Annotated in this window: 24 protein-coding genes; 16 read left to right on the forward strand and 8 right to left on the reverse strand. The window is 74.2% G+C overall.

The window, feature by feature from the left end:
* Positions 1–34 precede the first annotated feature (34 nt).
* Together ACIRO3_RS07535 and ACIRO3_RS07540 are read right to left on the reverse strand one after the other, a co-directional pair.
* Entirely contained in the window at positions 35–751 is a 717-nt protein-coding gene (locus ACIRO3_RS07535; RefSeq protein ID WP_361776785.1) for a class I SAM-dependent methyltransferase, read from the reverse strand.
* Between the two features lie 133 nt (positions 752–884).
* Complete coding sequence (locus tag ACIRO3_RS07540) at positions 885–1835, reverse strand: LysR family transcriptional regulator (protein ID WP_404133564.1); 951 nt, start codon at positions 1833–1835, stop codon at positions 885–887.
* 138 nt (positions 1836–1973) lie between these two features.
* On the opposite strand from ACIRO3_RS07540, the gene ACIRO3_RS07545 reads away from it, so the two are divergent.
* The gene (locus ACIRO3_RS07545; RefSeq protein ID WP_404133567.1) at positions 1974–3398 is read left to right on the forward strand and encodes an MFS transporter; all 1425 of its coding nucleotides are present in this window, start codon (positions 1974–1976) and stop codon (positions 3396–3398) included.
* Between the two features lie 127 nt (positions 3399–3525).
* The gene (locus ACIRO3_RS07550) at positions 3526–5583 is read left to right on the forward strand and encodes a SpoIIE family protein phosphatase (RefSeq protein ID WP_404134116.1); all 2058 of its coding nucleotides are present in this window, start codon (positions 3526–3528) and stop codon (positions 5581–5583) included.
* 38 nt (positions 5584–5621) lie between these two features.
* Here ACIRO3_RS07550 and ACIRO3_RS07555 read toward each other — a convergent pair whose 3' ends face one another.
* Both ACIRO3_RS07555 and ACIRO3_RS07560 read right to left on the reverse strand, forming a co-directional pair.
* Entirely contained in the window at positions 5622–6014 is a 393-nt protein-coding gene (locus ACIRO3_RS07555) for a VOC family protein (protein ID WP_404133569.1), read from the reverse strand.
* Positions 6015–6135: 121 nt separating this feature from the next.
* The gene (locus ACIRO3_RS07560; protein ID WP_361776779.1) at positions 6136–6354 is read right to left on the reverse strand and encodes a hypothetical protein; all 219 of its coding nucleotides are present in this window, start codon (positions 6352–6354) and stop codon (positions 6136–6138) included.
* Between ACIRO3_RS07560 and ACIRO3_RS07565 the strand changes: the two genes are divergently transcribed.
* The 6 genes from ACIRO3_RS07565 (at position 6344) to ACIRO3_RS07590 (ending at position 12983) form a co-directional block, all read left to right on the forward strand.
* The gene (locus ACIRO3_RS07565) at positions 6344–7750 is read left to right on the forward strand and encodes an APC family permease (RefSeq protein ID WP_404133572.1); all 1407 of its coding nucleotides are present in this window, start codon (positions 6344–6346) and stop codon (positions 7748–7750) included. The two genes, ACIRO3_RS07560 and ACIRO3_RS07565, sit on opposite strands and share 11 nt — an antisense overlap.
* 328 nt (positions 7751–8078) lie before the next feature.
* Positions 8079–8633, forward strand: a complete 555-nt coding sequence (locus ACIRO3_RS07570; RefSeq protein ID WP_361776774.1) for a rhodanese-like domain-containing protein — start codon at positions 8079–8081, stop codon at positions 8631–8633.
* A gap of 449 nt (positions 8634–9082) precedes the next feature.
* Complete coding sequence (locus tag ACIRO3_RS07575) at positions 9083–10201, forward strand: LLM class flavin-dependent oxidoreductase (protein ID WP_404133575.1); 1119 nt, start codon at positions 9083–9085, stop codon at positions 10199–10201.
* Complete coding sequence (locus tag ACIRO3_RS07580; protein WP_404133577.1) at positions 10198–11070, forward strand: ABC transporter permease; 873 nt, start codon at positions 10198–10200, stop codon at positions 11068–11070. The genes ACIRO3_RS07575 and ACIRO3_RS07580 overlap by 4 nt, the downstream gene beginning before the upstream one ends.
* Before the next feature lie 97 nt (positions 11071–11167).
* Positions 11168–12208 carry an ABC transporter substrate-binding protein gene (locus ACIRO3_RS07585; RefSeq protein WP_404133580.1) on the forward strand — a complete coding sequence of 347 codons (1041 nt, stop codon included), beginning with the start codon at positions 11168–11170 and terminating at the stop codon, positions 12206–12208.
* The gene (locus ACIRO3_RS07590) at positions 12195–12983 is read left to right on the forward strand and encodes an ABC transporter ATP-binding protein (protein ID WP_404133583.1); all 789 of its coding nucleotides are present in this window, start codon (positions 12195–12197) and stop codon (positions 12981–12983) included. The genes ACIRO3_RS07585 and ACIRO3_RS07590 overlap by 14 nt, the downstream gene beginning before the upstream one ends.
* 110 nt (positions 12984–13093) lie before the next feature.
* Here the strand turns inward: ACIRO3_RS07590 and ACIRO3_RS07595 are convergent, their stop codons facing one another.
* Complete coding sequence (locus tag ACIRO3_RS07595) at positions 13094–14902, reverse strand: glycoside hydrolase family 15 protein (RefSeq protein WP_365996711.1); 1809 nt, start codon at positions 14900–14902, stop codon at positions 13094–13096.
* 139 nt (positions 14903–15041) lie between these two features.
* Positions 15042–15593, reverse strand: coding sequence for a DoxX family protein (locus ACIRO3_RS07600; RefSeq protein ID WP_361776421.1), 552 nt, complete (start codon positions 15591–15593; stop codon positions 15042–15044).
* Positions 15594–15700: 107 nt separating this feature from the next.
* On the opposite strand from ACIRO3_RS07600, the gene ACIRO3_RS07605 reads away from it, so the two are divergent.
* The 5 genes from ACIRO3_RS07605 to ACIRO3_RS07625 all read left to right on the forward strand — a co-directional run bounded on the left by ACIRO3_RS07605 (position 15701) and on the right by ACIRO3_RS07625 (position 22200).
* Complete coding sequence (locus ACIRO3_RS07605) at positions 15701–16165, forward strand: MarR family winged helix-turn-helix transcriptional regulator (protein ID WP_267803426.1); 465 nt, start codon at positions 15701–15703, stop codon at positions 16163–16165.
* 187 nt (positions 16166–16352) lie between these two features.
* Positions 16353–16655 carry a YkvA family protein gene (locus ACIRO3_RS07610; protein WP_404133587.1) on the forward strand — a complete coding sequence of 101 codons (303 nt, stop codon included), beginning with the start codon at positions 16353–16355 and terminating at the stop codon, positions 16653–16655.
* A gap of 207 nt (positions 16656–16862) precedes the next feature.
* Positions 16863–18977, forward strand: a complete 2115-nt coding sequence (locus ACIRO3_RS07615) for a protein kinase (protein WP_404133589.1) — start codon at positions 16863–16865, stop codon at positions 18975–18977.
* A gap of 98 nt (positions 18978–19075) precedes the next feature.
* Positions 19076–20017, forward strand: coding sequence for a serine/threonine protein kinase (locus tag ACIRO3_RS07620; RefSeq protein WP_404133591.1), 942 nt, complete (start codon positions 19076–19078; stop codon positions 20015–20017).
* A 5-nt stretch (positions 20018–20022) separates the two neighbouring features.
* The gene (locus ACIRO3_RS07625) at positions 20023–22200 is read left to right on the forward strand and encodes a protein kinase (RefSeq protein ID WP_404133594.1); all 2178 of its coding nucleotides are present in this window, start codon (positions 20023–20025) and stop codon (positions 22198–22200) included.
* A gap of 168 nt (positions 22201–22368) precedes the next feature.
* Here the strand turns inward: ACIRO3_RS07625 and ACIRO3_RS07630 are convergent, their stop codons facing one another.
* Positions 22369–23013, reverse strand: coding sequence for a fasciclin domain-containing protein (locus ACIRO3_RS07630; protein ID WP_404133596.1), 645 nt, complete (start codon positions 23011–23013; stop codon positions 22369–22371).
* A gap of 578 nt (positions 23014–23591) precedes the next feature.
* Here ACIRO3_RS07630 and dhaL point away from each other — a divergent pair.
* Both dhaL and ACIRO3_RS07640 read left to right on the forward strand, forming a co-directional pair.
* A complete protein-coding gene (gene dhaL / locus ACIRO3_RS07635) occupies positions 23592–24197 on the forward strand; it encodes a dihydroxyacetone kinase subunit DhaL (protein ID WP_404133599.1) in 606 nt (201 codons plus the stop codon).
* Positions 24194–24601: a PTS fructose transporter subunit IIA gene (locus ACIRO3_RS07640; RefSeq protein WP_365996715.1), complete on the forward strand. Its 408-nt coding sequence runs from the start codon at positions 24194–24196 to the stop codon at positions 24599–24601. Before dhaL ends, ACIRO3_RS07640 begins: the two co-directional genes overlap by 4 nt.
* Positions 24602–24631: 30 nt before the next feature.
* Here the strand turns inward: ACIRO3_RS07640 and ACIRO3_RS07645 are convergent, their stop codons facing one another.
* Positions 24632–25009, reverse strand: coding sequence for a S4 domain-containing protein (locus ACIRO3_RS07645; RefSeq protein WP_361776447.1), 378 nt, complete (start codon positions 25007–25009; stop codon positions 24632–24634).
* 134 nt (positions 25010–25143) lie between these two features.
* On the opposite strand from ACIRO3_RS07645, the gene ACIRO3_RS07650 reads away from it, so the two are divergent.
* A complete protein-coding gene (locus ACIRO3_RS07650; protein WP_361776450.1) occupies positions 25144–25539 on the forward strand; it encodes a helix-turn-helix transcriptional regulator in 396 nt (131 codons plus the stop codon).
* The last annotated feature ends 103 nt before the right edge of the window (positions 25540–25642 follow it).

Genomic DNA, 25642 nt, shown 5'->3' on the forward strand with positions numbered 1-25642 from the left:
ACGCCCTGGGCAGGTCTCGCACCGCCGGAGCCCCTCAGGCCACGCAGGTCATCAGCGAGCTGACCGGCATGGCGCGGTACGACGCCCAGAAGGCCTCGTCCCGATCGGCGCAGGGCGGCGGGGTCCGCGCCGGCTGCCAACCGGCGGTGGTGAACCCGGCCTCGACGGCGGCCTCGGCGAAGTCGGCGTGCGCCCACTCCCGGAACTCGACGTGCACCGGGGGCTCGGTGAGGAACTGGGCCCGCACCAGCGGCGCGTCCCCGTCGGGGTCGCGGTCCAGGACGCGGAGCCCGAACGGGGACCAGTCCACGCGGGGGAAACCCCCGGCGTTCGGGACGATGGCCAGCAGCCGGCCACCGGGCCGCAGGTTGGCCCGGATGGAACGGAACATGGAGTGCAGGGCGTGCCGGTCGGGTGCCTCGTTGAACAGGTAGAGGGCCGTGGCCAGGTCGAAGGGGCCCAACTGCGGCATCCCGGCGGCTTCGGCCACGACGTATTCGATGGGCCCGGCCGGGCCGTCGTGGCGGGTCTCCCGTGCCCGTCGGATGCGTTCGGGGCAGTTGTCCACGCCCACGGTCCGCCGGGCCCCGCCGCTCGCGAGGAGTCGGGCGGTGCCGCCGTGTCCGCAGGCGAGGTCGAGGGTGTCGAGCCCGTGTACCCCGCCGAGGGCGTCCAGGGCGGTGCGCAGGGTGAAGGCGTCGGCCGCCGAGAAGGCGGTGGGGGGTGTCGGGCTGTCGTCCTGCTGTCGCATGTCCGCAAGCCTTCCCGGAGGCGGCCGGGGCGGGGCGGCGTACACGGGTGCGTCCCCCGGACGGGGTTTCGGGACGGTCCGTACGGCGTACGGGGCGAAAGGGGGTCCCTGGGCGCGACGAGGGCGGGGCGCTTCAGCGCGGCGATCCCGGGGTGGCCTCGGACGTACGACGGGACGCCTCCCGCGAGGTGATCAGGTCGCGGGCACAGGAACGCAGCCAGGTGTGCGCCGGGTCGGCGTCGTGGCGCGCGTGCCAGGCCATGCCGAACGGCAGCGTCGGCAGGTCCAGCGGCACCGGGAAGGTCTCCAGCCCCATCCCGTGGGCCAGGGGCGCGCCCTGAGTGGTGATCAGGCCGACCAAGTCGGTGTCTCGGAGCACGAAGAGGGAGGCGGGGTAGGTGCCCGTGCTGCCCCGTACCCGTCGGCTGAGGCCCTGTTCGGCGAGGGCTGCGTCCACGGGGCCCTGGAGCCGGCCCCGGCGCGAGACGATCAGGTGTTCGGCGGCGGCGAAGCGGCGTGCGGTCATCCGGCCCCGGAGCAGGGGGTGACCCGCGCGGACGACGGCCACCATCCGCTCGTCGGCGAGGTGCTCGACGCGCACCTCGGGGGCGCGGCTGTCGATGACGGTCAGCTCCAGGTCCGCGACGCCCTCCCGCAGCGCCGGCACGTCGACGTGGCTCTCGGAGAGGAACCGCAGTCGCACTCCCGGCGCCTCGCTCGTCACCCGGGAGAAGAGGGCCGCGCCCGAGACGGCCGTGAAGGCGTCGTTGGCGAGGATGGTGAAGGTACGGGTCAAGGTCGCCGGATCGACCTGGCCGCCGGAGAGGAAGAGCGCGCGGGCCCGTTCCACGACGGCCCGCACCTCGCCGTGCAGGGCGAGGGCGTGCGGGGTGGGCACCATGGTCCGTCCGGCGCGGACCAGGACGGGGTCGCCGAGGGCCTTGCGGATGCGGCCCAGGGTGCGGCTCATGGCGGGCTCGGACAGGTGCAGGCGGGCGGCCGCGCGGGACACGCTCGACTCCTCCAGCAGGACGTCCAGGGCGACGAGCAGGTTCAGGTCCATCCCGGATTGCGTCACGCGCATTGATCCCTTGCAGAAGTTGCACTGGAAAGCAGGTCATGCCGAGCCTACGGTGAGCGGGGCGGACGATCCGCCCCCCTGCCGGGCGGCCGGGCCGCCCGAGCAACACCCACCCCACACCGACCGACTCCAGGAGGAGCCGTGCTCCGCCATGCCGAAAAGCAGCACCGGGCCGCAGCCGCCCCCACCCTCACCCGGCCCGCCCTGCTCGTCCTGTGCGCCTGCGTACTGGTCGCCCAGGGCATGGTCGCCGCCGTGAACCTGCTGATCCCGCAGCTCGCCGCCTCCACCCTGCACCCGACCCCCGACCAGCTCCTGTGGGCGGTGGACGCGTACGTCATCGTCTTCGCCGCGCTGCTGATCCCGGCCGGGGCACTGGGCGACCGGTACGGCCGCAAGGGGGCCCTGCTCTGCGGCCTCGGCCTGTTCGCCACGGGCGGGGCGCTCAGCGCGCTCGCCGGGGATCCGGCCGTCCTGATCGCCGGGCGCGGGCTGTGCGGGGCGGGCGCGGCGCTGATCATGCCGGCCACCATGTCCGTCCTGGTCCACCTGAGCCCGCCCGGACAACGCGGCCGGGCCCTGGCCACCTGGACGCTGTCCGCGGGCCTCGGGGGCCTGGCGGGCAACGTCGGCGGCGGGCTCGCGGGCGAGTTCCTGACCTGGCGGGCCCTGTTCTGGGCCGTGGTCCCGCTCGCCGCGCTGCTCGCGCTCGCGGTGGCCCGTACCGTCCCCCGCACGCCCTCCCGGCCGGACGCGTCCGTCGACCCGGTCGGGGCCCTGCTGCTCGCCGGGGCCCTGATCGGGGTGGTGTGCGGGATCATCGAGGGGCCCGGCCACGGGTGGGCCTCGGCGCGGGTCCTGTCCGCGTTCGCGGCCGGGGCGGGCCTGCTGGCGGCCTTCACCCTGTACGCGCTGCGCGCCGCGCGTCCGCTGTTGGACCCCCGGATCTTCGCCTCGCGCAGGCTGCGGGCCGGCACGCTGGGGATCGGGGCCGCGTTCTTCGGTCTGTTCGCGCTGTTCTTCGTCAACGCCCAGTACCTCCAGTACGCGAAGGGCTTCTCCCCCGCGGTCACCGGGGCGGCGATCGTCCCGCTGACCGTGGGCATGGCGCTGGTCCCGCGACTGGGGGCGCGGCTCCAGGAGCGCACCGGCCCCCGGCTGCCGGTCGGGGCCGGGTTGGGCCTGATCGGGGTGGGGCTGCTGCTGGTCTCCACCGCCGGCGCGGACACCCCGTACGCCGTGTACGCCCTCTACCTGCTGGTGCTGTCGACCGGCACCGGGCTGTGCGCGCCCTCGCTGACCCTGACGGTGGTCGCGGAGCTGCCCGCGCACCAGGCCGGGCTGGGCTCCGGGCTGAACACGGCGGCCCGGGAGATCGGCGCGGCCCTGGGCGTGGCGGTGGTGGGCACGGTGCTGGCCTCCCGCTTCGACGGAGACCCGCGGGATCCCGCACAGGTGGCCGCCTTCACCGAGGCGACGGGGGTCGCGCTGCGCACCGTGTCCGTGGTCCTGCTGGTCGCGGCGGTCGCGGTGGTGGCCGGGTACCGGGAGCGGGCGCGCGGATGACCGCGCCGACGGGTGTGCGGGGGCGCGGGCGCGGGCGCATGCTGTCTGTGTGACGGCGACACCGGACAGTGGCGTGCCCGCCACCGATGCCACGGCCCGGGTGCTCGCACGGGCGGCCGTGGAGGCCATGGAGGCCGTCGGCGGGTACGCGGGTGGCGTCTACCTGCGCTCCGGCACGCAGGGACTGCTGCGGATGGCCGTGCTCGGCGGGCTGCCGGGACGGCTGTTCCGGCCGTGGTGGCGGATGCACATGAACCGCCCCTACCCGGTCGCCGAGGCCTACCGCTCCGGCCAGGCCGTCCACCTGGCCGACGCCGAGTCCGCCATGCGGCGCTTCCCGCAGCTCATGGCCGGGCTGCCGTACCCCTTCGCCTCGCTGTACGAGCCGGTGACCGCCGCGGGCGAGAGGTTCGGGGTGCTGCTGGTGCTGCGCCCGGCGACCCCGGGCGTGCCGGTCGACGCCGCGGACCGCCGGCGCTTGCGGGAGAGCGCGGACCGGCTGGCGGCGGAACTGGCCGCACTCGCGGCGGGCGGGGCGCCGGTGGTGTGGGAGGGCGATCCGGTGTCGGTACCCGGGCCCCCGACGGTCGGCGACGCCCGCGAAGCCCTGGACCGGCTCACCCAGGCGGTGCTCTCGACGGACCGGCAGGGCCGGATCGTCACCCTCAACCCCGCCGCGCGGACCCTGCTCGGCATCGACGACGGGGCCCTCGGCAAGGTGCTGTGGGAGGTCCTCCCCTGGCTCGGGCACCCGGCGTACGAGGACCACTTCCGGGCCGTGTTCCTGGCCTCGGACCCGGTGTACTTCCCGGCGCGGCGCGGCCCCCATCCCACCGGGGAGTGGCTCGCCGTCGGACTCCACCCCGGGCCCGGCGGGGTGAGCGTGACCATCGGCGCGGCGAAACCGCCCGCCTACGCCCCCGGTTCCGTGCAGCATCCCGGCGCCGGCCTGGCCGGCTCGCCGGCCGACCGGGCCTCCGCGCTGTACCGGCCGGTGGCCCTGGCGATCGCCCTGACCGAGGCGATGACGGCCCGACAGGTCTCGGCGGTGGTCACCGAGGAGTTGTTGCCGGCCTTCGGCGGACGCCAGTTGGCGATCTACCTGCTCAACGAACGTCATCTGCACCTGGCCTGGGAGACCGGGTTCCCGCAGGGTTTCCTCGACCGGTTCGACGGGGTCGGGCTGGACGCGCGGCTGCCCGGAGTGGAGACGCTGACGACGGGTCGGCCGATCTTCTTCGAGTCCATGCAGCACCTGGCCGCCGCCTACCCGGGGATTCCGCTGGACGCCGACGTCGGGGCACGTGCCTTCCTCCCGCTGATCGCCTCCGGCCGGCCGGTGGGCTCCTGCATCCTCGGCTTCGACGTGCCGCGCGGCTTCGGCCCGGAGGAGCGCACGGTGCTCACCGCGCTGGCGGGACTGATCGCGCAGGCCCTGGAGCGGGCCCGGCGCTACGACAGCGAGACGACGTTGGCCCGCGGCCTCCAGGCCGCGCTGCTGCCGCACCGGCTGCCGGTGCGCGAGCACGTGGCGACCGTCGGCCGGTACCTGCCCGGCACCGCGGGGATGGACGTCGGCGGCGACTGGTACGACGTCGTCGAGACCGGCCCGGACATGCTGGCCCTGGTCATCGGCGACGTACAGGGCCACGGGGTGGCGGCCGCCGCGACCATGGGCCAACTGCGCAGCGCCGTGCGGGCCTTCGCCATGAGCGGCAACGATCCCGAACAGGTGATGCGGGGAACCAACCGGCTGTTGATCGACCTCGACCCGGGCCAGTTCGCCAGCTGCTGCTACGTGTTGATCGACCTGGCCTCGGGCCGGGCCCGCGCCGTCCGGGCGGGCCACCCGCAGCCGCTGCTGCGCGAACCCGACGGCCGCACCTCGGTGTTGGACCTGCCAGGCGGGGTGGTGCTCGGCATCGACGCGGACGCGGGCTATCCGGTGACGGAACTCCGGCTCGCGGCGGGCTCGGTGCTCGCCCTGTACACCGACGGACTGGTGGAGACGCCGGGTACCGACATCGACGTGGGCGTGGAGCGGCTGCGGCTCGCGCTGGCCGCCGCCCGGCCGTCCCCGCTGACGGACCTGGCCGACCGGCTGGTCAACGAGCCCGGGAACACCGCCGACCGGCCCGACGACATCGCCCTGCTGCTGGCGTCGCGGACGGAGCCGCCCCGCTAGCGGGGCGGCTCGGGCGCGTTCGACGGGGCCCAGGAGGCTCAGGTGCGCGCAGGGCCGGTCGCCGCGAGGGTGAAGGAGTGCCCGGCCGGGTCGCTGAAGAGCCGGGCGTCGCGCGGCCCGTCCTCCACGTCCACGTCCAGCGGTCGGGCGCCGAGGGAGACCGCTTCCCGCTCGGCCTCGTCCAGGTCCTCGGCGGCGACCTGGATCCGCAGGTGTGCCTGCTGGGAGTCCTCCGGGCGCGGCCAACTCGGCGGTGCGTAGCCGTGGTCCCGGCGGATGGCGAGGTGGACGCCGGGGCCGCCGACGACCTCGACCATGTCCAGGCTCCCCCCGACCCGCATTTCGGCGCCGAGGAGATCGGCGTAGAAGAGCGCCAGGCCTTCCGGCTCGGCGCAGTCCAGTACGAGAACGCTCGTCTTCTTGACCGTCATGGCCCGCGCTTACCCGCAGTAGCCGCCCGTACGCGGGGCTCGGGGTCGTTCACGTCCCGGATCGGCAAAGCGGAAGGAAATTCACGACGATCACCCTGCGGTTCCCGCACCACTCGTTCGCTCAATGTTTACGCGGCCTTAACACCGCGGCCGGGGTGCGCAGCGGTGCCGCGACGATGGAATCCGCAGGTGAACAGCTCTTGACCTGCGGATCTCGCAGGGATTGCATGACGGCCCGGGAGCCACCGAACACCTTGCTCACCACCGCCTCGGAGGCGATACCGCTCCCGCGCTCACTCACCGCATCTGCCGATCGGAACACCGCACCGATGTCTGACACGATCAGCGCACCCCAGGCCCTCGCCCCCGCCACCGGGCCCGTCCCCCAGAAGCTCAAGCGTTCCATCGGCGTCGTCGGCGGAACCCTGCTCACCCTCTCGTGCGTGACGCCCGCCTCGACCCTGTTCGTCGTCGTGCCCGACCTGTTCGCCGACCTCGGCACCTGGGCCGCCCTGACCATCGCCATCGGCTCGCTGCTCTGCGTCGGCGTGGCGTTCTGCTACTCGGAACTGGGAACACTCATCCCCAGCGCCGGTGGCGAGTACGCGATGGTGTCCACCCTGGCGGGCCGGCTCGCCGGATGGCTCGTGTTCGTGCTGTCCCTGCTCGTGGTGATGATCGTGCCGCCCGTCATCGCCATGGGCACGGCCGACTACCTCGCACCGGTGATCGACATACCGGCACCGGTCGCGGGCGCCGGCGTGATGCTGCTCGCCACCCTGGCCGGTCTGCTCGACCTCCGGGCCAACGCCTGGATCACCGGCGTCTTCCTGGTCCTCGAAGTGATCGCCGCCGCGCTGGTGGCCGTACTCGGCTTCGCGCACAGCGAGCGCGGCGCCGGCGTGCTGGTGCACGGCGCCGTGGCCACCGACAACGGGGGCACCTCGCCCGTCACCGCGATGATGGTGGTCTCGGGGCTGGCCATCGCCCTGTTCATCACCCAGGGCTTCTCCACGGCCGTCTACCTCTCGGAGGAGTTGGAGAACCCGCGCCGCAACGTCCCGCGGACCGTGCTCGCCACCCTCGCCATCTCCGCCGCCGTCATCCTCATCCCGGTCATCGCCATCACCATGGGCGCCCCCGACCTGGCCGTGCTGACCTCCGGGGACATCGGCTCCATGGTCACCGCGTGGTCCAACTCGGCCGTCGGCACCTTCGTGAGCCTGTGCGTCGCCCTCGCCATCGTCAACGCGGGCATCGTGATGGTCATCCAGAACTCCCGGGTGCTGTTCGCCTCCGCCCGCGACAAGGCCTGGCCCGAGCCGGTCAACAACGCCCTGTCGCGGCTCGGCCGCTTCGGCTCCCCCTGGGTGGCCACGCTGCTCGTCGGCGTCCCGGGCGCGGCCATGTGCTTCGTCAACCTCGACACCCTGTACGGGGTCACCGGTGTCTCGGTGACCGGCATGTACCTGCTCGTCGCGGTCGCCGCGCTGTACAGCCGGCGCGGGACGCACGGGTCGTCGACGGCCTGGCGGATGCCCCTGTGGCCGGCCGTGCCGGTGGTGCTGATCGCCGTGTTCGCGTACATCCTGACCCAGCAGGAGACGCGGTACCTGCTGTGGACGGGCGGCATCACCGCCGTCGCCACCCTGTACTGGGCGCTGTACCTGCGTCCGCGCCAGGACAGCCGCTGGCTGGTCAGCATCCCGGACGACGGCGAGGAAGCCGCCGGCTAGGCCGACGCCACCGGGCCCCGCACGCTCCCCCCACCTCACGACGAAGCCGACCCGGCGCGCGCCGGGTCGGCTTCGTCGTGCCGGTGTTGCGGGGGTGTTGCGAGCGTTGCGGGGGCGCCGGCGCGAACCCGTCGGGGTGTCTATGATCCGCGGCATGGTCGTCACGCCGCGCGTTGTGCCGCGCCCCTGTTGTCATCGCTGACGTCTGCCCGCCCGCCCCGCGCCGCGCCGTCGCGCGCCCGGGGCACCCGGCGCCTCGCCGCTCGCCGGCCGCCGCCCGCCGCCGATTCGTTTCCCGCGTCGTTCCCTTCCGAGGAGCACCTCCGCCATGAGCACTCCCCTCGTCCTCGCCGTCACCGTCGACCAGGCCCGCGCCCGCCCGGCGGAGTTCACCGTCGTCGACGTCCGCACGCCGGGCGAGTACGCCTCCGGTCACCTGCCGGGCGCGACCAACGTCCCGTTCGACCGGATCACGGACTCCCTGCCCGAGCTGCGCGAGGCCGCCGCACTCGCCCGGGGCGCCGGCGGCGCGCTGCTGCTGGTCTGCGCCTCCGGGTCCCGTTCGCAGAACGCGGCCCGCACCCTGGCCGGCCACGGCGTCGTCGCCGGCAGCCTGACCGGCGGGACCGGCGCCTGGTCCGCGGCCGGGCACGCCCTGGAGTACCCCGCCGAGGGCCGTCGGGCCGTGTGGGCCATGGAACGGCAGGTGAGGATCACCGTCGGCACGCTCGTCCTGCTGGGGTTGGCCCTGGGCGCCCTCGCGCACCCGGCGTTCCTGCTCCTGAGCGCCGCGGTGGCGGGTGGCCTCGTGTTCTCCGCGCTGACCGACACCTGCGCGATGGCGTCGGTGCTGGGAAGGCTGCCGTTCAACCGGCGCCGGTGATCCGAGCCCGCCCCTGGCCGCGTCCCCCTCCACCGCCCCGTCCCTCCACCGCCCCACACCGTCCCACTTCCCGGAACTCTCGCGTCCACGATACGGACCGCGCTTGTCCCGGATGGTCGAACCCCGACAGGATGCGGCCATGGCCCCCCTTCTCGTCTCGCGTCGTCACGTGGATCTGCTGCGCGTGTCGACCATGCTCTGTCGGGCCGACTCCTCCCGTACGCAGGGCTGTTGATCCGCCGCTCCTGACACCGTACGGATGACCGCGCGCCGCCCGGCGCGCCGCGATCCGCGTGCCCGTCCGCCCTCGCGCGGCTCCGGCGCGCCGCTCTCGCACCCACCCGGGCGTCCTCGCTCCCTCCGCGCTCGCCCTTGACTCCCTTCTGCCCGTGTACACGTGCCACCGCCGGGCGGTGGCACGTGCCGCGCTGCCCCGACGAGGTTTCACCATGCCCGAAAGCCCCCTCCTGCTCCACTGGTTCCTGCCCACCGGCGGGGACGGCCGCGACCCCGGCGGGGTGACCTCCGTCCAGGGCCGCACCGGAGCGGCCACCCGGCGACCGGCCGACATCCCCTACCTGGCGCAGGTGGCCCGGGCCGCCGAGCAGGCCGGCTTCCACTCGCTCCTGACACCGGTGGGGCTCGGCTGCGTGGATCCCTGGATCCTCACCTCCGCACTGGCCCGGCACACGGACCGGATCGGGTTCCTCGTCGCCTTCCGGGCGGGCCTGGCCACCCCCACGCTGATCGCACAACAGGCCGACGCCTTCCGCCGGTTCTCGGACGGTCGGCTCGGTCTGAACGTGGTGACCGGTGGCGACCCCGCCGAACAGCGCGCCTACGGGGACCACTTGGAACACGACGCCCGTTACGCGCGCACCGACGAGGTGATGGCCGTGCTCCGGGACCTGCTGGACGGCAAGCGGGTGGACCATCACGGAACCCACCTGCGGATCGAGGGGGCCCGGCTCACCGATCCGGCGACGAGACACCACGTCCCGCTGTACTTCGGCGGGGCCTCGGCCGTCGCGGAGGACGTCAGCGCCCGCCGGGCCGACGTACAACTGCTGTGGGGCGAACCGCCCGCCGCCGTCGCCGCACGGGTGGGTCGGCTCCGGGAGAAGGCCCGCGCCGCCGGCCGGGCCCTGCGCTTCGGGCTTCGGCTGCACGTCATCAGCCGGGATTCCGCGGCCGAGGCCTGGTCCGAGGCCGACCGGATCCTCGCCGGGCTGGACCCGCAGGCCGTCGGGGCGAGTCAGGAACGCTTCGCGACCATGGATTCCGTCGGGCAGGCCCGGATGACCGCGCTGCACGGCGGGGTCGCGGACGCGGCGCGGCTGACCGTGTCGCCGAACCTGTGGGCGGGCATCGGCCTGGTCCGCGAGGGCGCCGGCACCGCGCTGGTCGGCTCGCACGACGAGGTGGCCGCACGGCTCGCGGAGTACCGGGCCCTGGGAGTCGACGAGTTCATCCTGTCCGGATATCCCCACCTGGAGGAGGCCTTCCGGGTCGGCGAGGAAGTGGCGCCTCGACTGCGGGCCCTGACCGGGACGGCGGCCTCGACGTGAGCGCCCTGCTGACCGCCGCGACCGACCGGCTCCCCTCCCCCGACACGGACCCGACCGTCATCTCCGGGCGCCGGCGCCGGCTCCGGGAGGCATCGCGCCGCGGCGCCCTGCGGCTCGTGTCGCTGATCGTGTTGATCGGCGTCTGGCAAGCGGTGGTCGCCGCCGAGGTGTGGCCCCGGGTGCTCGTCCCCTCACCCGGTGACGTGTGGCGGCAGTTCGTGCTCGCCTCCACCACGCACGACGGGGTGCGCGGCCACGGCGGGCACCTCCTGATCGAGCACCTCGGGGTGAGCCTGGGCCGGATCGGCACCGGCGTCGGGTACGCCGTGTTGGCCGGGGTGCCGCTCGGGCTGCTGATCGCAGTGGTCCGGCCGCTGGCCGTCGTACTGGAACCGGTGGTGACGTTCCTGCGGACCCTGCCCCCACTCGCGTACCTGTCGTTGCTCGTCATCTGGTTCGGCATCGACGAGGCCCCGAAGATCTGGTTGCTGGTGATCGCCGCCCTGCCACCGATCGCCGCCGCCACGGCCGCGGCCGTCCGCACCGTGCCCGATCAACTGGTCGAGGCGGCACGCGCCTTGGGGTCGGGCCCGGTCCACCTGCTGCTGTCGGTGCGACTGCCCGCCGCGCTGCCGGAGATCCTCACCGGCATCCGGATCGCGGTGGGTGTCGCGTACACCTCCGTCGTCGCGGCGGAGACCATCAACGGGACTCCGGGCATCGGCGGCATGATCCGCGACGCGCAGCGCTACAACCAGACCGCGCTGGTGATCGCGGGCATCCTCGCCATCGGACTGTCCGGGATCGTGCTGGACGCCCTGCTGCGCGGCGTGGAACGGGTCGGCGTGCCGTGGCGCGGCCGCACCTGAGCGGCCACGCCGAGCCCCTCACTCGCACCACTCACGCCCCTCGGACACACCAGTCAGACCACTCAGACCACTCAGACCCTCAGACCGGAGCACAGCCATGACCGGATTCCTCTCGCGCCGCACCGTCCTGCTGGCCGCCGTCGTCACCCTGACCGCCGCCGGCGCCACCGCGTGCGGGGACGACGGCGCGACTGCGGGCGGTGCGGGACGCACCACCGTGCGGATCGCCTACCAGGCGATACCCAACGCCGACCTCGTCGTGAAGAACCAGCGACTGCTGGAGAAGGCCCTGCCCGAGGCCGATGTGAAATGGGTGAGGTTCGAATCGGGAGGTGATGTCAACACGGCTGTCCTCGCGGGGGCGGTGGACATCGGCCTGGCCGGGTCCAGCCCGGTCACCAAGGGGCTGTCCGCGCCGCTGAACATCCCGTACAAGGTGGTGTGGATCCACGACCTGATCGGTGACAACGAAGCTCTCGTCGCCAAGCCCGGGATCGGCTCGGTGAAGGACCTCGTCGGGAAGAAGGTCGCCACCCCCTACGGTTCCACCTCGCACTACTCGCTGCTCGCCGCGCTGACCGCCGCGGGGGTCGAGCCGTCCTCCGTCAAGACCGTCGACCTGCAACCCCAGGACACGCCGGCGGCGTGGCAGCGCGGGGACATCGACGCCGCGTACGTGTGGACGCCCACGCTCGGCGAACTGACCAAGGACGGAAAGGTGTTGATCACCAGTCGGCAGGTCGCGCGGCAGGGCAGGCCGACGGCGGACCTGGGGGTGGTGACGAACGACTTCGCCGCCGGGCACCCGGAGGTGGTGACCGCCTGGCTGAAGGCCCAGGACCGGGCCGTCGCGCAGGCGCGCACCGCGCCCGACCAGGCGGCCAAGTCGATCGGCGCGGAGCTCGGGCTGTCGGCGGACGAGGCCAAGCGCCAGCTGTCGGAACTGGTGCTGCTGAGCGCGAAGGAGCAGACGGGGCCCGAGTACCTGGGTACGCCCGGCGCCCCCGGCAAGCTGGCCGGCCACCTGCACGACGCCGCGGTGTTCCTCAAGGGGCAGGAGGCGGTGGACGCGGTCCCGGACGAGGCCGTGTTCGGGCGGGCGCTCGCGGTGGAGGAGCTCGGCCGTGCCACGAACTGACGCGTCCCCGGCGACCGCCGCCGTGGAGCTGGCCGGGGTGTCGGTGCGCTTCGGTCCGGCGAAGCAGCGGGTCACGGCGGTCCAGGGGGTGGACCTGCGGATCCGCGCGGGCGAGTTCGTCGTCCTGGTCGGCCCCTCCGGCTGCGGCAAGACGACCTTGCTGCGGGTCGCCGCCGGATTCGAGCGTCCGGCGACGGGAACGGTCCTGGTCCGGGGCGGCGCCCCGGAGCCCGGCCGGGGCGCGGGGGTGGTGTTCCAGCAGCCGCGACTGTTCCCGTGGCGCACGGTCGGCGGGAACCTCGACTTCGCCCTGGCCCGGCACGGGGTCCCGCGCGCGGAGCGGCCCGCGCGGATCGCGGGACTGCTGGAGCGGGTGGGGTTGCCGGGCCTGGCGGGGCGGCGTACGTGGGAACTGTCGGGCGGTCAACAGCAGCGGGTGGCCATCGCCCGGGCGTTGGCGGCCGAGCCGCAGCTGTTACTGATGGACGAGCCGTTCGCCGCGTTGGACGCGCTGACCCGGGAACGGCTCCAGGAGGAGGTGCGGACGCTCGCGGCCCGCCTCGGCACGACGGTGCTGTTCGTGACCCACTCGGCGGAGGAGGCCGTCCTGTTGGGCTCCCGCGTCCTGGTGATGGCGGCGGGCCCGGGCAGGGTGGTGGCGGAGCTGCCGATCCCGCTCGACCGCGCTCCGACCACGGACGTCGCCGCACTGCGTTCTTCCCCGGAGTTCGCGCACCTGCGCGGCCGGCTCACGCAGGCCATGCGTCGACCGTGACCGGCCCGGCGGCCGGGCCGGGCGGGGGCCTGGCCTCACCGACCGCTCCGGCCGCCCGGCCGCCGCCGCTCAGGCCGTTCGCCCGCCCGCCCGCCCGGTCAGTCAGTCGGTCAGTCGGTCAGTCCGACACCGACTCCCGGCCCCCGGCCCAGCGTGATCGCGGTGTTCACCAGGCCGACGTGACTGAACGCCTGCGGGAAGTTGCCCAGTTGGCGGCCGGCGACCGGGTCGTACTCCTCCGCGAGCAGACCCACGTCGTTGCGCACGGACAGCAGCATCTCGAAGAGTTGCCGCGCCTCCTTGCCCCGGCCGGTCATGTGCAGGGCGTCGGCCAGCCAGAACGAGCAGGCCAGGAAGGCCCCTTCGTCACCGGGCAGACCGTCCACGGAGGGGCCTTCGGTGCTGTAGCGGCGGACCAGGCCGCTGCGACCGAGTTCCTCACGGACCGCGTCGACCGTGCCGACGACGCGTGGGTCGTCGGGAGGCAGGAACCCCACACGGGGGATCAGCAGGGTCGCGGCGTCCAGTTCGCGCGAACCGTAGTACTGGGTGAAGGTGTTGCGCTCGGGGTCGAAGGCCTTCTCGCACACGTCCGCGTGCACCTCGTCCCTTATCGTCCGCCAGCGTTCCAGGTCGCCCGGCATCGACGGGTCCGCCTCCAGGGTCCGCACCGCCCGGTCGGCGGCCACCCAGGCCATCACCTTGGAGTGCGTGAAGTGCCGGCGCGGGCCGCGCACTTCCCACAACCCCTCGTCCGGGCGGCGCCAGTTCTTCTCCAGGAAGTCGAGCAGCGCGAGTTGGATCTGCCAGGCGTGGGCCTCCTTGGCCAGCCCGGTGGACCGGGCCAGATACAGGGAGTCGATGACCTCGCCGTACACGTCGAGCTGGAGCTGGTCGACGGCCGCGTTGCCGACGCGGACGGGGGCGGACTCCGCGTACCCGCGAAGCCACGGCAGGTCGAACTCCGGGATCCGCCGTTCGCCCGCGATCCCGTACATGATCTGCAGGTCGGCGGGGTCGCCGGCGACGGCCCGCAGCAGCCACCTCCGCCACTCGCGGGCCTCGTCCTTGAAGCCGGTCGCGATGAGGGAGCCGAGGGTGAGGGTGGAGTCGCGCAGCCAGCAGTAGCGGTAGTCCCAGTTGCGGACGCCGCCGAGCTCCTCGGGCAGGGAGGTGGTGGCGGCGGCGACGATCCCGCCGGTGGGGGCGTAGGTGAGGGCCTTGAGGGTGATCAGCGAGCGGGTCACGGCCTCCTTGTAGGGGCCCTCGTAGGTGCACTGCGCGGACCACTGCGCCCAGTCGACGAGCGCGTGCTCCAGCGCCTGGTACGGGTCCACCTGCTCGGGGCGCGGCTCGTGGGAGGGGTGCCAGGTCAACACGAAGGCGACCTTGTCCCCGGCGGAGACGGTGAACTCCGACAGGGTGGTGTTCTGCTCGCCCCAGGTCCGTACGGCCGGCTCGCTGCGGAACCAGATGGAGTCGGGGCCCGCGACGGCGACCCGGTCACCGGCGGAGCGTCGGACCCAGGGGACGACGTGCCCGTAGTCGAAGCGCAGGCGCAGGGTGCTGCGCACGGTGACCTCACCGGAGAGGCATTCGACGATCCGCATCACGTCCGGCGCGGTGTCGCGCTGCGGCATGAAGTCGACGACCTTGATCGTGCCGTCCTCGGTCTCCCAGAGGGACTCCAGAACCAACGAGCCGTCGATGTAGGCCCGGCGCGTGCACCGCTCTCCGTCGGCGGCGCCCTCCGGGGCGATGCGCCAGTGGCCGTTGTCCTTCTCGCCGAGGAGGGCGGCGAAGCAGGCGGCCGAGTCGAAGCGCGGCAGGCACAGCCAGTCGATGGACCCGTCTCGGCCGACCAGCCCACTGGTCATCAGGTCGCCGATGAGTGCGTAGTCTTCGATGGGTTGTGTCATTTGTGCGCTCTTCCCCCGAATACCCGGGGCCAATCAGACCGGCCCCGGGACACCCTCTTGCGCGCGGGTTTTCGGTGGGTTTCGCCGCCGCCGGCGACCGGACGCGACGGGGGTTGCGCGACCGGGCCCAGGGGCCTGTCTAGCCGCGCACCAGCAGCAACGCGGCGCCGAGCACCACGCCGAGGGCGAGCGCGAGCGCGCCGTGGGCCGCGCGGTTCTCGCGCAGGACCGGGAGGAAGCGGTCGGCCGCGTACCGGCCGGGGCCGGTCAGGGCGAGGGCGGCGGCGCCGACGGTCAGGAGCAGTTCGTACTCGATGCCCTCGGGGGCGAAGAACGAGCCGACGCCGTGGACGGCGATCGCGTTGATCATGGTGCCGACAAGGGCGGCGCCGGCGAGCGGGGTGAGCAGGCCCGCGGCGAGGCCGAGGCCGCCGAGGGTCTCGGTGAGTCCGGCCAGGACGGCCATGGCGTCACCCGCCGGGTAGCCGCTCGCCGTGAAGAACCGGCCGGTGCCGTCGATGCCGCCCCCGCCGAACCAGCCGAACAGTTTCTGGCTGCCGTGGGCGGCCATGGTGAGGCCGAGGACGACGCGCAGGAGCAGCAGGCCGGTGTCCAGGCCGGCGGTGGTGGCGGGGAGGGCGGCCGGTGCGGCGGCCGGAGCCTTCGTCGTGGTGGCGGAGGCGCTGGTCATGGGGGTTCCTTCCGGTCGAGTCGGTCCGAGTCGGTAGTTCAAATTCGAACCGGCGGTCCGACCCTAGCCATTGATTCAAATTGGAACAACTTGTGTACCCTGGGATCATGGCTGAAACGAGATGGCTGGATGACCGCGAGATGCGGGCCTGGGACGGCTTCCTGGCCGCCTCCGCCCTGGTGAACCGACGCCTCGACCAGCAGCTCAAGGACGACTCCGGGCTCTCGCACCCCCAGTACGAGATCCTCGTTCGACTGGCCGCGGCGCCGGATCGCGAACTGCGCATGACCGAACTCGCCAACGGGCTGATCAACTCCAAGAGCGGGCTGACCTACCAGGTGACCCAGATGGAGAAGGCCGGGTTGGTCCGCCGCCGCAGCTGCCCCTCCGACGTGCGCGGGGTCTTCGCCGTCCTCACCGACGCGGGCAGCGCCCGGTTGGACGCGGCGGCGCCGGGCCATGTGGCCGCGGTCCGGGAGGCCCTCATCGACGTGCTCACGCCGGACCAGCTGGACGCCCTCGCCGCCGGCCTCGGCGAGGTCACCCGCCGACTGCGGGAACAGGGCGCCTGAGGTACGGACGGGCCGCCCGAGGTACGGACGGTCCGAGGAACGGGCCGCCCGAGGTACGGACGGTCCGAGGAACGGGCCGCCCGAGGTACGGCGCGCCCGGGGAACGGCCCGCCCCGAGGTTTGCGCCCCACGAGCGCCCCCGGAGTTTCCCCCGAGGGTTCCCGCCCGCACGGGGTATAGGAGTGGCATGGACGGAAAAGCCTGGCTCACCCTCGCCGTGATCGTCGCCGTCGGGCTGGCGGCCCTGGCCGCCGTACTGCTCGTGCGGGTGTTCAAGGCGCGGAAGCTGCTGGTCGACGCGGGCATCCCGCTGCGGGACAAGGCCCTGTTCTGGGTGGCCGTGGCCTACACGATCTCGCCGGTGGACCTGATCCCGGACCCCGTGTACCTCGACGACGTCGGGGTCCTCCTGCTGGCCCTGCGCTCCCTCCAGGCGGCCGCCTCCGCGGCCCGCGGCGCCGGGAGGGCCCCGGACCGCGCCCTGCCCTGAGCCGACCCCCGCCGCACCGCCCCCGCCACTCCCCCCGCCCCTGTCGCCCCCGTCGCACGCCAGGCACCCTGCCACCTGCCGCCCTGACGCCCCAGGCGCCACCCGCGCACCGGCCAATGAAACGATGGCCCGACCCAGGCGCGCCGGCTCCGACGCCGCGCGCCCCGGGGCCGAGAGTCGGGCCCGGCAGGACAGGAAGCGGCACCCATGGAACCTCTCGGCCCCGGCGATCCGATCCGACTCGGCCCCTACCGCGTCATCGGCGTCCTCGGCGAAGGCGGCATGGGCAAGGTCTACTTCGGCCGCGACCACACCGGCGCCACCGCCGCCGTGAAGGTGTTGCTGCCCGAGCTGACGCACGACCAGAACCTCGTCCAACGCTTCCTGCGCGAGGCGCAGACCGCGCGGGCGGTCACCGGCGGCGGCGTCGCCCGGGTCCTCGGCGCCGAGAGCGAGGGCAACCGCCCCTGGATCGCCACCGAGTTCCTCTCCGGTCCCACCCTGGACGAGGCGGTGCGCGCGTACGGCCCGTTCGACGGAGCCGGGGTGCGCGCGCTGGCCGCCTCCCTGGCCGACACCCTCCGCGACATCCACGCCGCGGGGCTGGTCCACCGCGACCTGAAGCCGGCCAACATCGTGCTGACCTCGACCGGACCACGGGTCATCGACTTCGGCATCGCCCGCCCCGAGCACGGACTGACGCTCACCACCACGGGCCAGGTGCCCGTCACCCCCGGGTACGGCGCCCCCGAGCAGGTGCTGGGGCAACGCGTGGGCCCGGCGGCGGACGTGTTCTCGCTGGGCGCGGTACTGGCGTTCGCGGCCACCGGGCAGCGCGCCTTCGACGGGACGCACGTGGCGGCCGTGCAGTACGAGGTGGTGCACGGGGAGCCCCGGTTGTCCACCGTGCCCGAGGAACTGCGCGCGCTGATCGCCCCCTGCCTCGCCAAGGATCCGGGGCCGCGCCCCACGCCCGAGCAGATCGCCGGGGCCTTCGCGCCGCCGCGCGGAGCGGACCGGGCCTGGCGCAAGGGCCCCCTCGCCGGCGACATCGCCCGCCGGCGGGCGGAGGCGGAACGCCAGGCCGCGCCGGAGGGGGTCACGCTCACCGGGGCGCCCTCGCGGCGCCGGTTCCTGCGCACCTCCCTCGGCGCCGGCGGGGTGCTGGCCGTGTCGGGCGGCGCCGCAGGGATCTGGTGGTCGACGCGCGAGGAGACTCCGAAGGGGCCGCCCCGGAACGGAGTCGTCCACCGGGCGGCCCTGTTGGACCGCCCGGCCAAGACACCGGGCCGCGCGCCGGAGCCCCTGTGGGGCCCTCTGCCGGTGGCGGCGAAGGAGTCGGACGGCGTGCCGACCACACCACTGTCGCTGGTCGACGTCGTGATGTTCGCGGGCAGGGACGGTGGCCTGGTCGCCCACCTGGCCACGACCGGCGAGGAGAAGTGGCGGCTGCCCGACATCGCCGCGCGCGCCGGCCTCCTGGCCATGACGGAGCGTCTGTTCCTCGCGGCGGACCCGGAGGGCGTCCTGCGCGTCCACAACGCCTCCACCGGCGCGTTGGAATGGTCGCTTCCCGCGGCCGAGGCGGCCCGCCTCCTCGCGTTCGACGGCGAGGCCGTCTACGTGGTGACCAAGGACAACCGGCTGCGGGCGATCAACACCGGTCTGCGCACCGTCCGTTGGACCGTTCCGATGCCCACCCTCGCCCTGCTCGGGTCCGGCCCCAGGGCCGCGGCCGTCCGCAACAAGCTCGTCCTGTCCGGCGCCAACGGGAACGCGTGGGCCTTCGAGTGCTCCCAGGGCACCGCCATCTGGCAGGCCGAGGGCCGGGCGGGCTTCGCCGTCGAACCGCTCATCGTCACCCACAAGCACCCTGACACGATCACGGAGTCCGTCTTCCTGGGCGGGTCGACCCTGACGGTCCGCGACCTCACCAGCGGCCGGGACACCTGGTCCGACGCCGCGGCCGCGACGTCCGTGGACGACGCCGGCGGCTGGGGACCGCTCGTGAGCGACGGCGACGCCGTGATCGGCGTGAAGGACGACACCCTGGTCAGGCTCGGCTCCGAAAGGATGCTGGTCCTCGGATACGGCGCGGTCGGCCCCGGCCCGCTGCCGCACGTCCGCCCCGTGGTCCAGGGCCGGACCGTGTGGGTGGTGCTGGCCCAGGGGAAGGGCGTCGCCGCGCACTCGACCACCGACGGCACGCGCTTCTGGAGCTGGTCCACCACCTCGCACGGGCCCTGGGCGATGTCCGGCGCCGAGAACCGCGTCTTCCTCGTCAACGACGGGAAGATCACGGCCATGCCCTCCGTCGGATGATCCCGGGACGCCGGCGCCCCGCCCCACCCGGTTCCCCCACTCCCCCGACCACCGCTTAGGCTCGGTGGGCCATCAGCCGACCCCGGGGGACCTCGCGCATGGAACGCCTACGTCAGGACGACCCTTCGCACGTCGGGCCGTACGTGACCCTGGCGCGGCTGGACGCCGGATCCGCGGAACGCGGCCTGCCCGAGCGCCGGTTCCTCGCCCGCGGCGCCGACGGCCGGCGGACCGTCCTCCTGTGTCTGCCGCGCGTGGGCGCCGACCCGTCCCGGTGGGCGGTCGAGGCCGAGGGCGCACGGCGGCTCCGTTCGCCGCGCCTGCTCCCCGTCACGGAGGTCGGAGGCGGCGCCGGATCCCCCTGGTCCACCACGCCCTACACGCCCGTACTGCCCCTGCCGGCCGCGCTCGCCGCGTACGGCGGACCGCTCCCCGAGGACCTCGTGCGCCGGCTCGGCGCCGACCTCGCCGAAGCCCTGGCGGACCTGCACGACCGGGGGTTCACCCACGCCGGGCTGTCGCCGGCGGCCGTCCTGCTCACGGCGGGCGGACCCGTGTTGACCTGTTTCGGCGCCGTACGGGCCGCCGCCCCCGACGGGACGCCTCGCTCCGGGCTGCCCGGTCTCGACCCGGGCTGTCTGGCCCTGGAGCAGGCGGCCGGCGGGCGGCCCACACCGCTGGGGGACGTCTTCGCGCTCGGCGCCGTACTGGCCTACGCCTCGACGGGCCACACCGTGCCCGAGCAGAGTGAACTGCCGCCGGGGTTGCGGCGGTTGATCGGATCCTGTCTCGCGTCGGCGCCCGCCGACCGGCCGCGGTCGGCGCGGGACCTGCTCCACGGGCTCACCGCGCACGCGGCCGACGCCCCGCCCGGCGCACCGACTCCGGCGACGGCCCCGGCCGGGCCGCCCACGCTGCCGGGGCGGGTCGTCGCCGCGCTCGCCGCCCAGTCCGCCGGACTCCTCGCGGCCGAACCGCCCTCCGCCGCAGAGCCCACCCCGCCCCCGCCGTTCCCGCCGGCCGCCCGGAAGGTGCACTGACCCCGATGCCCGCCACCCCGGCCGCCCGTTCCCCCCTCGCACCGCTCACCCACGACGATCCCCCGCACCTCGGCGGCCACGAGTTGCTCGCCCGGCTCGGCAGCGGGGGCATGGGCACCGTGTACCTGGCCCGTTCACCGCGCGGCCGGACGGTCGCGCTGAAGACCGTGCACGCCAGGATCGCCGCCGACACGGCCTTCCGTACCCGTTTCCGACTGGAGGCGGACGCGGCCCGGGTCATGGGCGGCAGGTACGGCGCGGCCGTCTTCGCGGCCGACGCGCTGGCGACGACGCCCTGGCTGGCCACCGAGTACGTCATCGGCCCGCAGCTCGACGAGGCCGTCCGTCTCGGCGGACCGCTGTCCGAGGCGTGCGTGCGGGTCCTGGGCGCCGACCTCGCCCGGGGCCTCGGCCAGTTGCACCGCTCCGACGTGGTGCACCGGGACCTCAAGCCGTCCAACGTGATGATCACGGCCGAGGGGCCCAAGGTTATCGACTTCGGCATCGCGCGGGCCCTGGGGGACGAGCGGCTGACGCGCGTCGGCGCGGCCACCGGCACCCCGGCGTTCATGTCCCCGGAGCAGGCCGGCGGACTCGACCACACGCCGGCGGGCGACGTGTTCGCGCTGGCGGGCGTACTGGTCTTCGCGGCGGCCGGGCACGGCCCGTTCGGCGGCGGTCAGGCCGCGGACCTGCTGTACCGGGTGCGCTACGCCGAACCCGACCTGAGCGGCGTCCCCGAGCGGTTGGCGCCGCTGCTCGCGCGCTGCCTGGACAAGGACCCCGCGCGGCGGCCCACGACGGCCGAGCTGGCACAGTGGCTCGCCCCCGCCGGCGGTGCCTTCGCCGACGGGCTCGCGCCCGCCGTGCTGGTCGACATCGCCCGGCGCGGCGCGGCGGTCTGGGAGGAGCCGCCGGCCCGACTGTCGCCGCCCGCCTCGGACTTCTCGACCGCGCCGCCGAACGTCGCACCGCCGGGCGGCCTGTCCCGCCGCAGGGTGCTCGTGTGGGGCGGCGCGGCAGGTGGCACCGCCCTCGCCGGCGGCGGACTGTGGGCCTGGCTCGCGAGCCGCGCAGGCGTGGCGGAGACGGCCGAGCCCCCGTTGCCCGGGGGGCCTTCGGCGCTGTGGGCGAAGGACGGCCTGAACACGAGCCGCCGCGCGGGGCCGACCCGGTCCGGGGACGTTCTCGTGGATCCGGGCGGATCGGCCGTCACCGGAATCAACCTGAAGACGGGCAAGTACGACTGGTCCGAGCTGGTCGAGGACGCCACCCGGGTCGCGGTCGACGGCAAGGCCACCTACATCCTGCGCATGTCGACCGACGCCGACAAGGCCCTCGCGGTCGTCGCCGTCCCGCGGGCGGCCGACGACAAGAAGCCGCCCGTCCTGACGCTCGCCGACTTCGACGGCGGAGAGCCGAGGAACCAACTGCTGTGCGTGCGCGACGGCACGGCCTTCTTGCACGCGAAGGCCGTGTCGGGCGACACGTGGTTCCTGCTGGCCGCGAACCTGGCGTCCGGGAAGGAACTGTGGCGCGCGCCGGCGCCGGCGCCTTCCGGAAGGTTCGACCGGGTCTACCTCCTCGCCGCCCTCACGAAGGGCGGGCTGCTGGTGTGCGAGAAGGCGCAGGCCATGGACGGCCTGACGCTGTCCCTGCGCGATCCGGCCACCGGCAAGGAGCGGTGGCGCAAGACCCTGATCGTCCCGGGCGAGCCGCCCTCCGGGTTCACCGCGGACGAGGAGCACGTCTACTTCGGCGCCGACGCCCTCCAGGCCGTGCGACTGACCGACGGAGGCGTGGCGTGGTCCTTCGGCGCGGACCGCGACCTCGGGAACAACGCCCAGGGGCAGCGTCGTTACGGGATCCCCGCGCTCCGCAACGGGGTCGTCTACGCCACGGAGGGCGGACGCGGGCTCGTCGGCGTGGACGCGCGCACCGGCGCCGGGAAGTGGGCGGAGAAGACCCGCAAGGACACCCTCACCACGGGGGAGGCCCCGCCGGTCGTGGGCGCCGCGTACGTGTACGACATCGACACGATCGGGCTGCGGGCCGTCGAGCTGGGCACGGGACGCCCCGCCTGGCGGTACACGTGCACGGCCCTCAGCCTGTACGGGGACCCGGACGGCGCGCTGCTCTACGGCCTGGAGGCGCGCAAGACGTTCGCCCTGCCGATGTCCTAGACCCCGTTCCCCTTCCGGCCGGTCCCGGCCCCGTTCGCGGCCCGGCCCCGACGTCGGGGCCCGCCCGGTGGGCCCGGGCCCGGACGGCGAAAACGGCCGTGCGGCCCCGGAGTCCGGAGCCGCACGGCGTGCGCTCATCCCTCGCGCGCACCCTGGCGCGCGTCGGTGCTACTTGGGCATCAGGACGGTGTCGACGATGTAGACGGTGGCGTTGGAGGTGGGGACGTTGCCGCAGACCACGTTGGAGGTTCCGTTGACCTTGTAGGCCTCGCCGGAGCCGGCCGTGGTGATCTTCCCCTTCTCCAGGGTGTCGAAGGAGCCGGAGTCGAGCTGCTTGGGAGCGAGCTTCTGGCCCACGACGTGGTAGGTCAGGATCTTGGTCAGCATGGCCTTGTCGGCGAGGACCTTGTCCAGGTCTGCCTTCGGGATCTTCGCGAAGGCGTCGTTGGTGGGGGCGAAGACGGTGATGTCCTTCGCGTTGTTCAGGGTGTCGACCAGCCCGGCCTGCTTGACGGCCGCGACCAGCGTGGACAGCGCGGGGTTGTTGGAGGCGGCGGTGGCGACCGGGTCCTTGGCCATCCCGTCGAAGCTGCCCGCGCCCTCCTTCGGCACACCCGCACACGCCGGTCCGAACGGGGCGTCCATCGCCGTGGCGGGCGTGGAGGCGGTGTCCGTGCCGGGGGTGGCCTGCTCGGAGGCGGCGCTGCCGGCACTCGACTTCTCACCGGAGTCCGAGCAGGCGGCCAGCGCGAAGGGAAGGACCGATGCGGCGGCGACGGCGACGGCGGTACGGCGGAAACGAAGAGCCATCATGACGGTTGTTCTCCTTGGGTTCATCTAGGGGTACTTCGGGGCGAATCAGGCATGGGGGTGGTACGGAAGGAGCGTTGTGGGGGTGGGGCCACGGCCGCCGGGGTGGGTCAGCCGGCGGGGACCACGACCGGGCGCCGACGGCTCGCGCGGCCGGTGGGGGGTCTGCGGCCGGGGCCGCCGGGAGCAACGGTGGGTGTCACGCCCGGCCGATCGGGGCGGCCCGCCGCGGCCGGGGCCGGCGTGGAACGCCCCGTCGCCGGCGGGAGACCCCGACGGGTCACCACCGTCCGGACGGGACCTCCGGACGGCAGGACTGTCGGCGCCGCCAGGGCGTCGCGCTCGATGGTGCTGCCGTTGTCGCTCACACCCCGTCTTCGCCGCCGCCGGGCGGGCGGATTGGTCTTTCCTCCTCTCGGATGACAACCGATCATCGGGTTGACGTCCTGCGAGATCCGTTCCGTCCGCTGCCCCTCCCTGGTCAACACGGGAGCGGCCGCGCCGTGCCGGGGCCGTCGGGGCGGGGTGACCGTAGGGTGGTGGAAGGACTGCCCCGGTGAACGTGAGGCGAGGAGATTCCGGTGCGTGACGCAGATTTCTTCCGACGCTGGATGGACGCCGTCGCGGCCGTCGTCGAACGGGAGGCGGACCGACTGACCGAGCTCGACTCCCCCATCGGGGACGCCGACCACGGCAGCAACCTCCTGCGGGGGTTCGTCGCCGTACGGGCGGCCCTCGCGGCCGAGACCCCCGGGGCACCGGGCGCGGTGCTGCAACTCGCCGGACGGACCCTGATCTCCACGGTCGGCGGCGCGTCCGGACCGCTATACGGAACCCTGCTGCGCCGCACCGGCAAGGAGCTGGGCGACGCCGCCGAGGTCTCCGACGACGAACTGCGCAAGGCCCTGTACGCCGGGGTGGGCGCGGTGGCCCAGCTCGGCGGGGCGGCGCCCGGTGACAAGACGATGCTGGACGCGCTGGTGCCGGGGGCGGCGGCGCTCGCCACCTCCTACCGCGCGGCCGCCGAGGCGGCGGAGAACGGGGCGCTGGCGACGGTGCCGCTCCAGGCGCGCAAGGGCAGGGCCAGCTACCTGGGCGAGCGCAGCATCGGGCACCAGGACCCGGGGGCCACTTCGTCCGCGCTGCTGCTGGGGGCGCTGGCCGAGGTCGCGGAGGCACGCGGATGAGCGCCGAGCCGGCGGTCGGGATCGTCCTGGTGTCGCACAGCAAGGAGGTCGCGGAGTCGGTGGCCGCGCTGGCCACCGGGCTGGCCGCGGGCGGCGCGACGGCCCTGGTGGCCACGGCGGGCGGCGGCCCCGACGGCGGCCTGGGCACGAACCCGGAGCTGATCGTGGCCGCGGCCCGGGCCGTGGACCGGGGGGCGGGCGTCGCGGTCCTGGTGGACCTCGGCAGCTCGGTGCTGTCGGTCAAGGCGCTGCTGCTGGACGAGGAACTGCCGGAGGGCAGCCGACTGGTCGACGCGCCGTTCCTGGAAGGGGCGGTGGCGGCGGTGGTGACCGCCTCCACCGGAGCCCCCCTGGACGCGGTGGCGGCCGCGGCCGAGGAGGCGTACGCGTACCGGAAGGCCTGAGCCCCCGGCACGCTCCGACGGGTCGCGGTACTAGCGACCGCGCAGGGTTTCGATCTCGCGGCGCTCCCGCTTGGTCGGGCGCCCCGCGCCCCGGTCGCGGATGCCGACCACCGCGGCCTCGACGGGCGTGGGCGGCGGCGGGCTGTTGTCGGTGAGGCATTCGGCGGCCACCGGGGCGCCGACCCGCTTCGCGACCGTCCGCCGCACCACGACGACGCGCTCGCGCCCCGCGTGGAAGAGCCGCACCTCGTCCCCCACCCGCACGGGCTGCGCCGGCTTGGCGCGTTCCCCGTTGACCTTCACATGGCCCGCCCGGCAGGCGGTCGCCGCGGTCGAGCGGGTCTTCGTCAGGCGCACGGCCCAGATCCACGCGTCGACCCGAACTGTTCCCGATCCCTCTTCAGCCATGCCCCGACTGTAACGAGCGGGTCGGGGAAAGCCGGAACGACTTTTGGCAGAAGCACCAATCGCCATGGCATCTGCCATGTAGATCGCCCCAATGGAATTGCAAATGCGGGACAAGTGCCCCTACCTTGTCGCCCATGCAGTCCTACACCATCGGACAGGCCGCGCGTCTGCTGGGCGTCAGCCCGGACACGGCGCGCCGCTGGGCCGACGCCGGCCGGGTCGCGACCCATCGCGACGAGGGCGGCCGTCGCCTGATCGACGGCCGCGCCCTGGCCGCCTTCTCCGTCGAGGTGGGCCAGGGAGCCCACACCGAGGACGAGGAGCCCCACACCTCCGCGCGCAACGCCTTCCCGGGCATCGTCACGGCCGTCAAGCTCGGCGACGTGGCCGCCCAGGTGGAGATCCAGGCGGGTCCTCACCGCCTGGTCTCCCTGCTCACCCGTGAGGCCGTCGAGGAGCTCGGACTGGAGGTCGGCATGCGGGCCACCGCCCGCGTGAAGTCCACCAGTGTGCACATCGACCGCGCCTGAACCCTCCCGCGCGACGGGTCACGACGGTCCCTGAACCGACCCGCCGCCGTTCAGCGGTCCCCGCACCACCGCTCAGCACCACCGAACGTCCCCACCCGCTCCG

Source organism: Streptomyces sp. NPDC102278, from assembly GCF_044766345.1.
Classification (GTDB): domain Bacteria; phylum Actinomycetota; class Actinomycetes; order Streptomycetales; family Streptomycetaceae; genus Streptomyces.

Excerpts from the sequence above, each read along its gene's own strand:
- ACIRO3_RS07535 (WP_361776785.1), bottom strand. The coding sequence starts at position 751 with ATGCGACAGCAGGACGACAGCCCGACACCCCCCACCGCCTTCTCGGCG.
- ACIRO3_RS07540 (WP_404133564.1), bottom strand. The coding sequence starts at position 1,835 with ATGCGCGTGACGCAATCCGGGATGGACCTGAACCTGCTCGTCGCCCTG.
- ACIRO3_RS07550 (WP_404134116.1), top strand. The coding sequence starts at position 3,526 with ATGGAGGCCGTCGGCGGGTACGCGGGTGGCGTCTACCTGCGCTCCGGC.
- ACIRO3_RS07555 (WP_404133569.1), bottom strand. The coding sequence starts at position 6,014 with ATGACGGTCAAGAAGACGAGCGTTCTCGTACTGGACTGCGCCGAGCCG.
- ACIRO3_RS07565 (WP_404133572.1), top strand. The coding sequence starts at position 6,344 with ATGTCTGACACGATCAGCGCACCCCAGGCCCTCGCCCCCGCCACCGGG.
- ACIRO3_RS07570 (WP_361776774.1), top strand. The coding sequence starts at position 8,079 with ATGAGCACTCCCCTCGTCCTCGCCGTCACCGTCGACCAGGCCCGCGCC.
- ACIRO3_RS07575 (WP_404133575.1), top strand. The coding sequence starts at position 9,083 with ATGCCCGAAAGCCCCCTCCTGCTCCACTGGTTCCTGCCCACCGGCGGG.
- ACIRO3_RS07585 (WP_404133580.1), top strand. The coding sequence starts at position 11,168 with ATGACCGGATTCCTCTCGCGCCGCACCGTCCTGCTGGCCGCCGTCGTC.
- ACIRO3_RS07595 (WP_365996711.1), bottom strand. The coding sequence starts at position 14,902 with ATGACACAACCCATCGAAGACTACGCACTCATCGGCGACCTGATGACC.
- ACIRO3_RS07600 (WP_361776421.1), bottom strand. The coding sequence starts at position 15,593 with ATGACCAGCGCCTCCGCCACCACGACGAAGGCTCCGGCCGCCGCACCG.
- ACIRO3_RS07605 (WP_267803426.1), top strand. The coding sequence starts at position 15,701 with ATGGCTGAAACGAGATGGCTGGATGACCGCGAGATGCGGGCCTGGGAC.
- ACIRO3_RS07610 (WP_404133587.1), top strand. The coding sequence starts at position 16,353 with ATGGACGGAAAAGCCTGGCTCACCCTCGCCGTGATCGTCGCCGTCGGG.
- ACIRO3_RS07615 (WP_404133589.1), top strand. The coding sequence starts at position 16,863 with ATGGAACCTCTCGGCCCCGGCGATCCGATCCGACTCGGCCCCTACCGC.
- ACIRO3_RS07620 (WP_404133591.1), top strand. The coding sequence starts at position 19,076 with ATGGAACGCCTACGTCAGGACGACCCTTCGCACGTCGGGCCGTACGTG.
- ACIRO3_RS07625 (WP_404133594.1), top strand. The coding sequence starts at position 20,023 with ATGCCCGCCACCCCGGCCGCCCGTTCCCCCCTCGCACCGCTCACCCAC.
- ACIRO3_RS07630 (WP_404133596.1), bottom strand. The coding sequence starts at position 23,013 with ATGATGGCTCTTCGTTTCCGCCGTACCGCCGTCGCCGTCGCCGCCGCA.
- ACIRO3_RS07640 (WP_365996715.1), top strand. The coding sequence starts at position 24,194 with ATGAGCGCCGAGCCGGCGGTCGGGATCGTCCTGGTGTCGCACAGCAAG.
- ACIRO3_RS07645 (WP_361776447.1), bottom strand. The coding sequence starts at position 25,009 with ATGGCTGAAGAGGGATCGGGAACAGTTCGGGTCGACGCGTGGATCTGG.
- ACIRO3_RS07650 (WP_361776450.1), top strand. The coding sequence starts at position 25,144 with ATGCAGTCCTACACCATCGGACAGGCCGCGCGTCTGCTGGGCGTCAGC.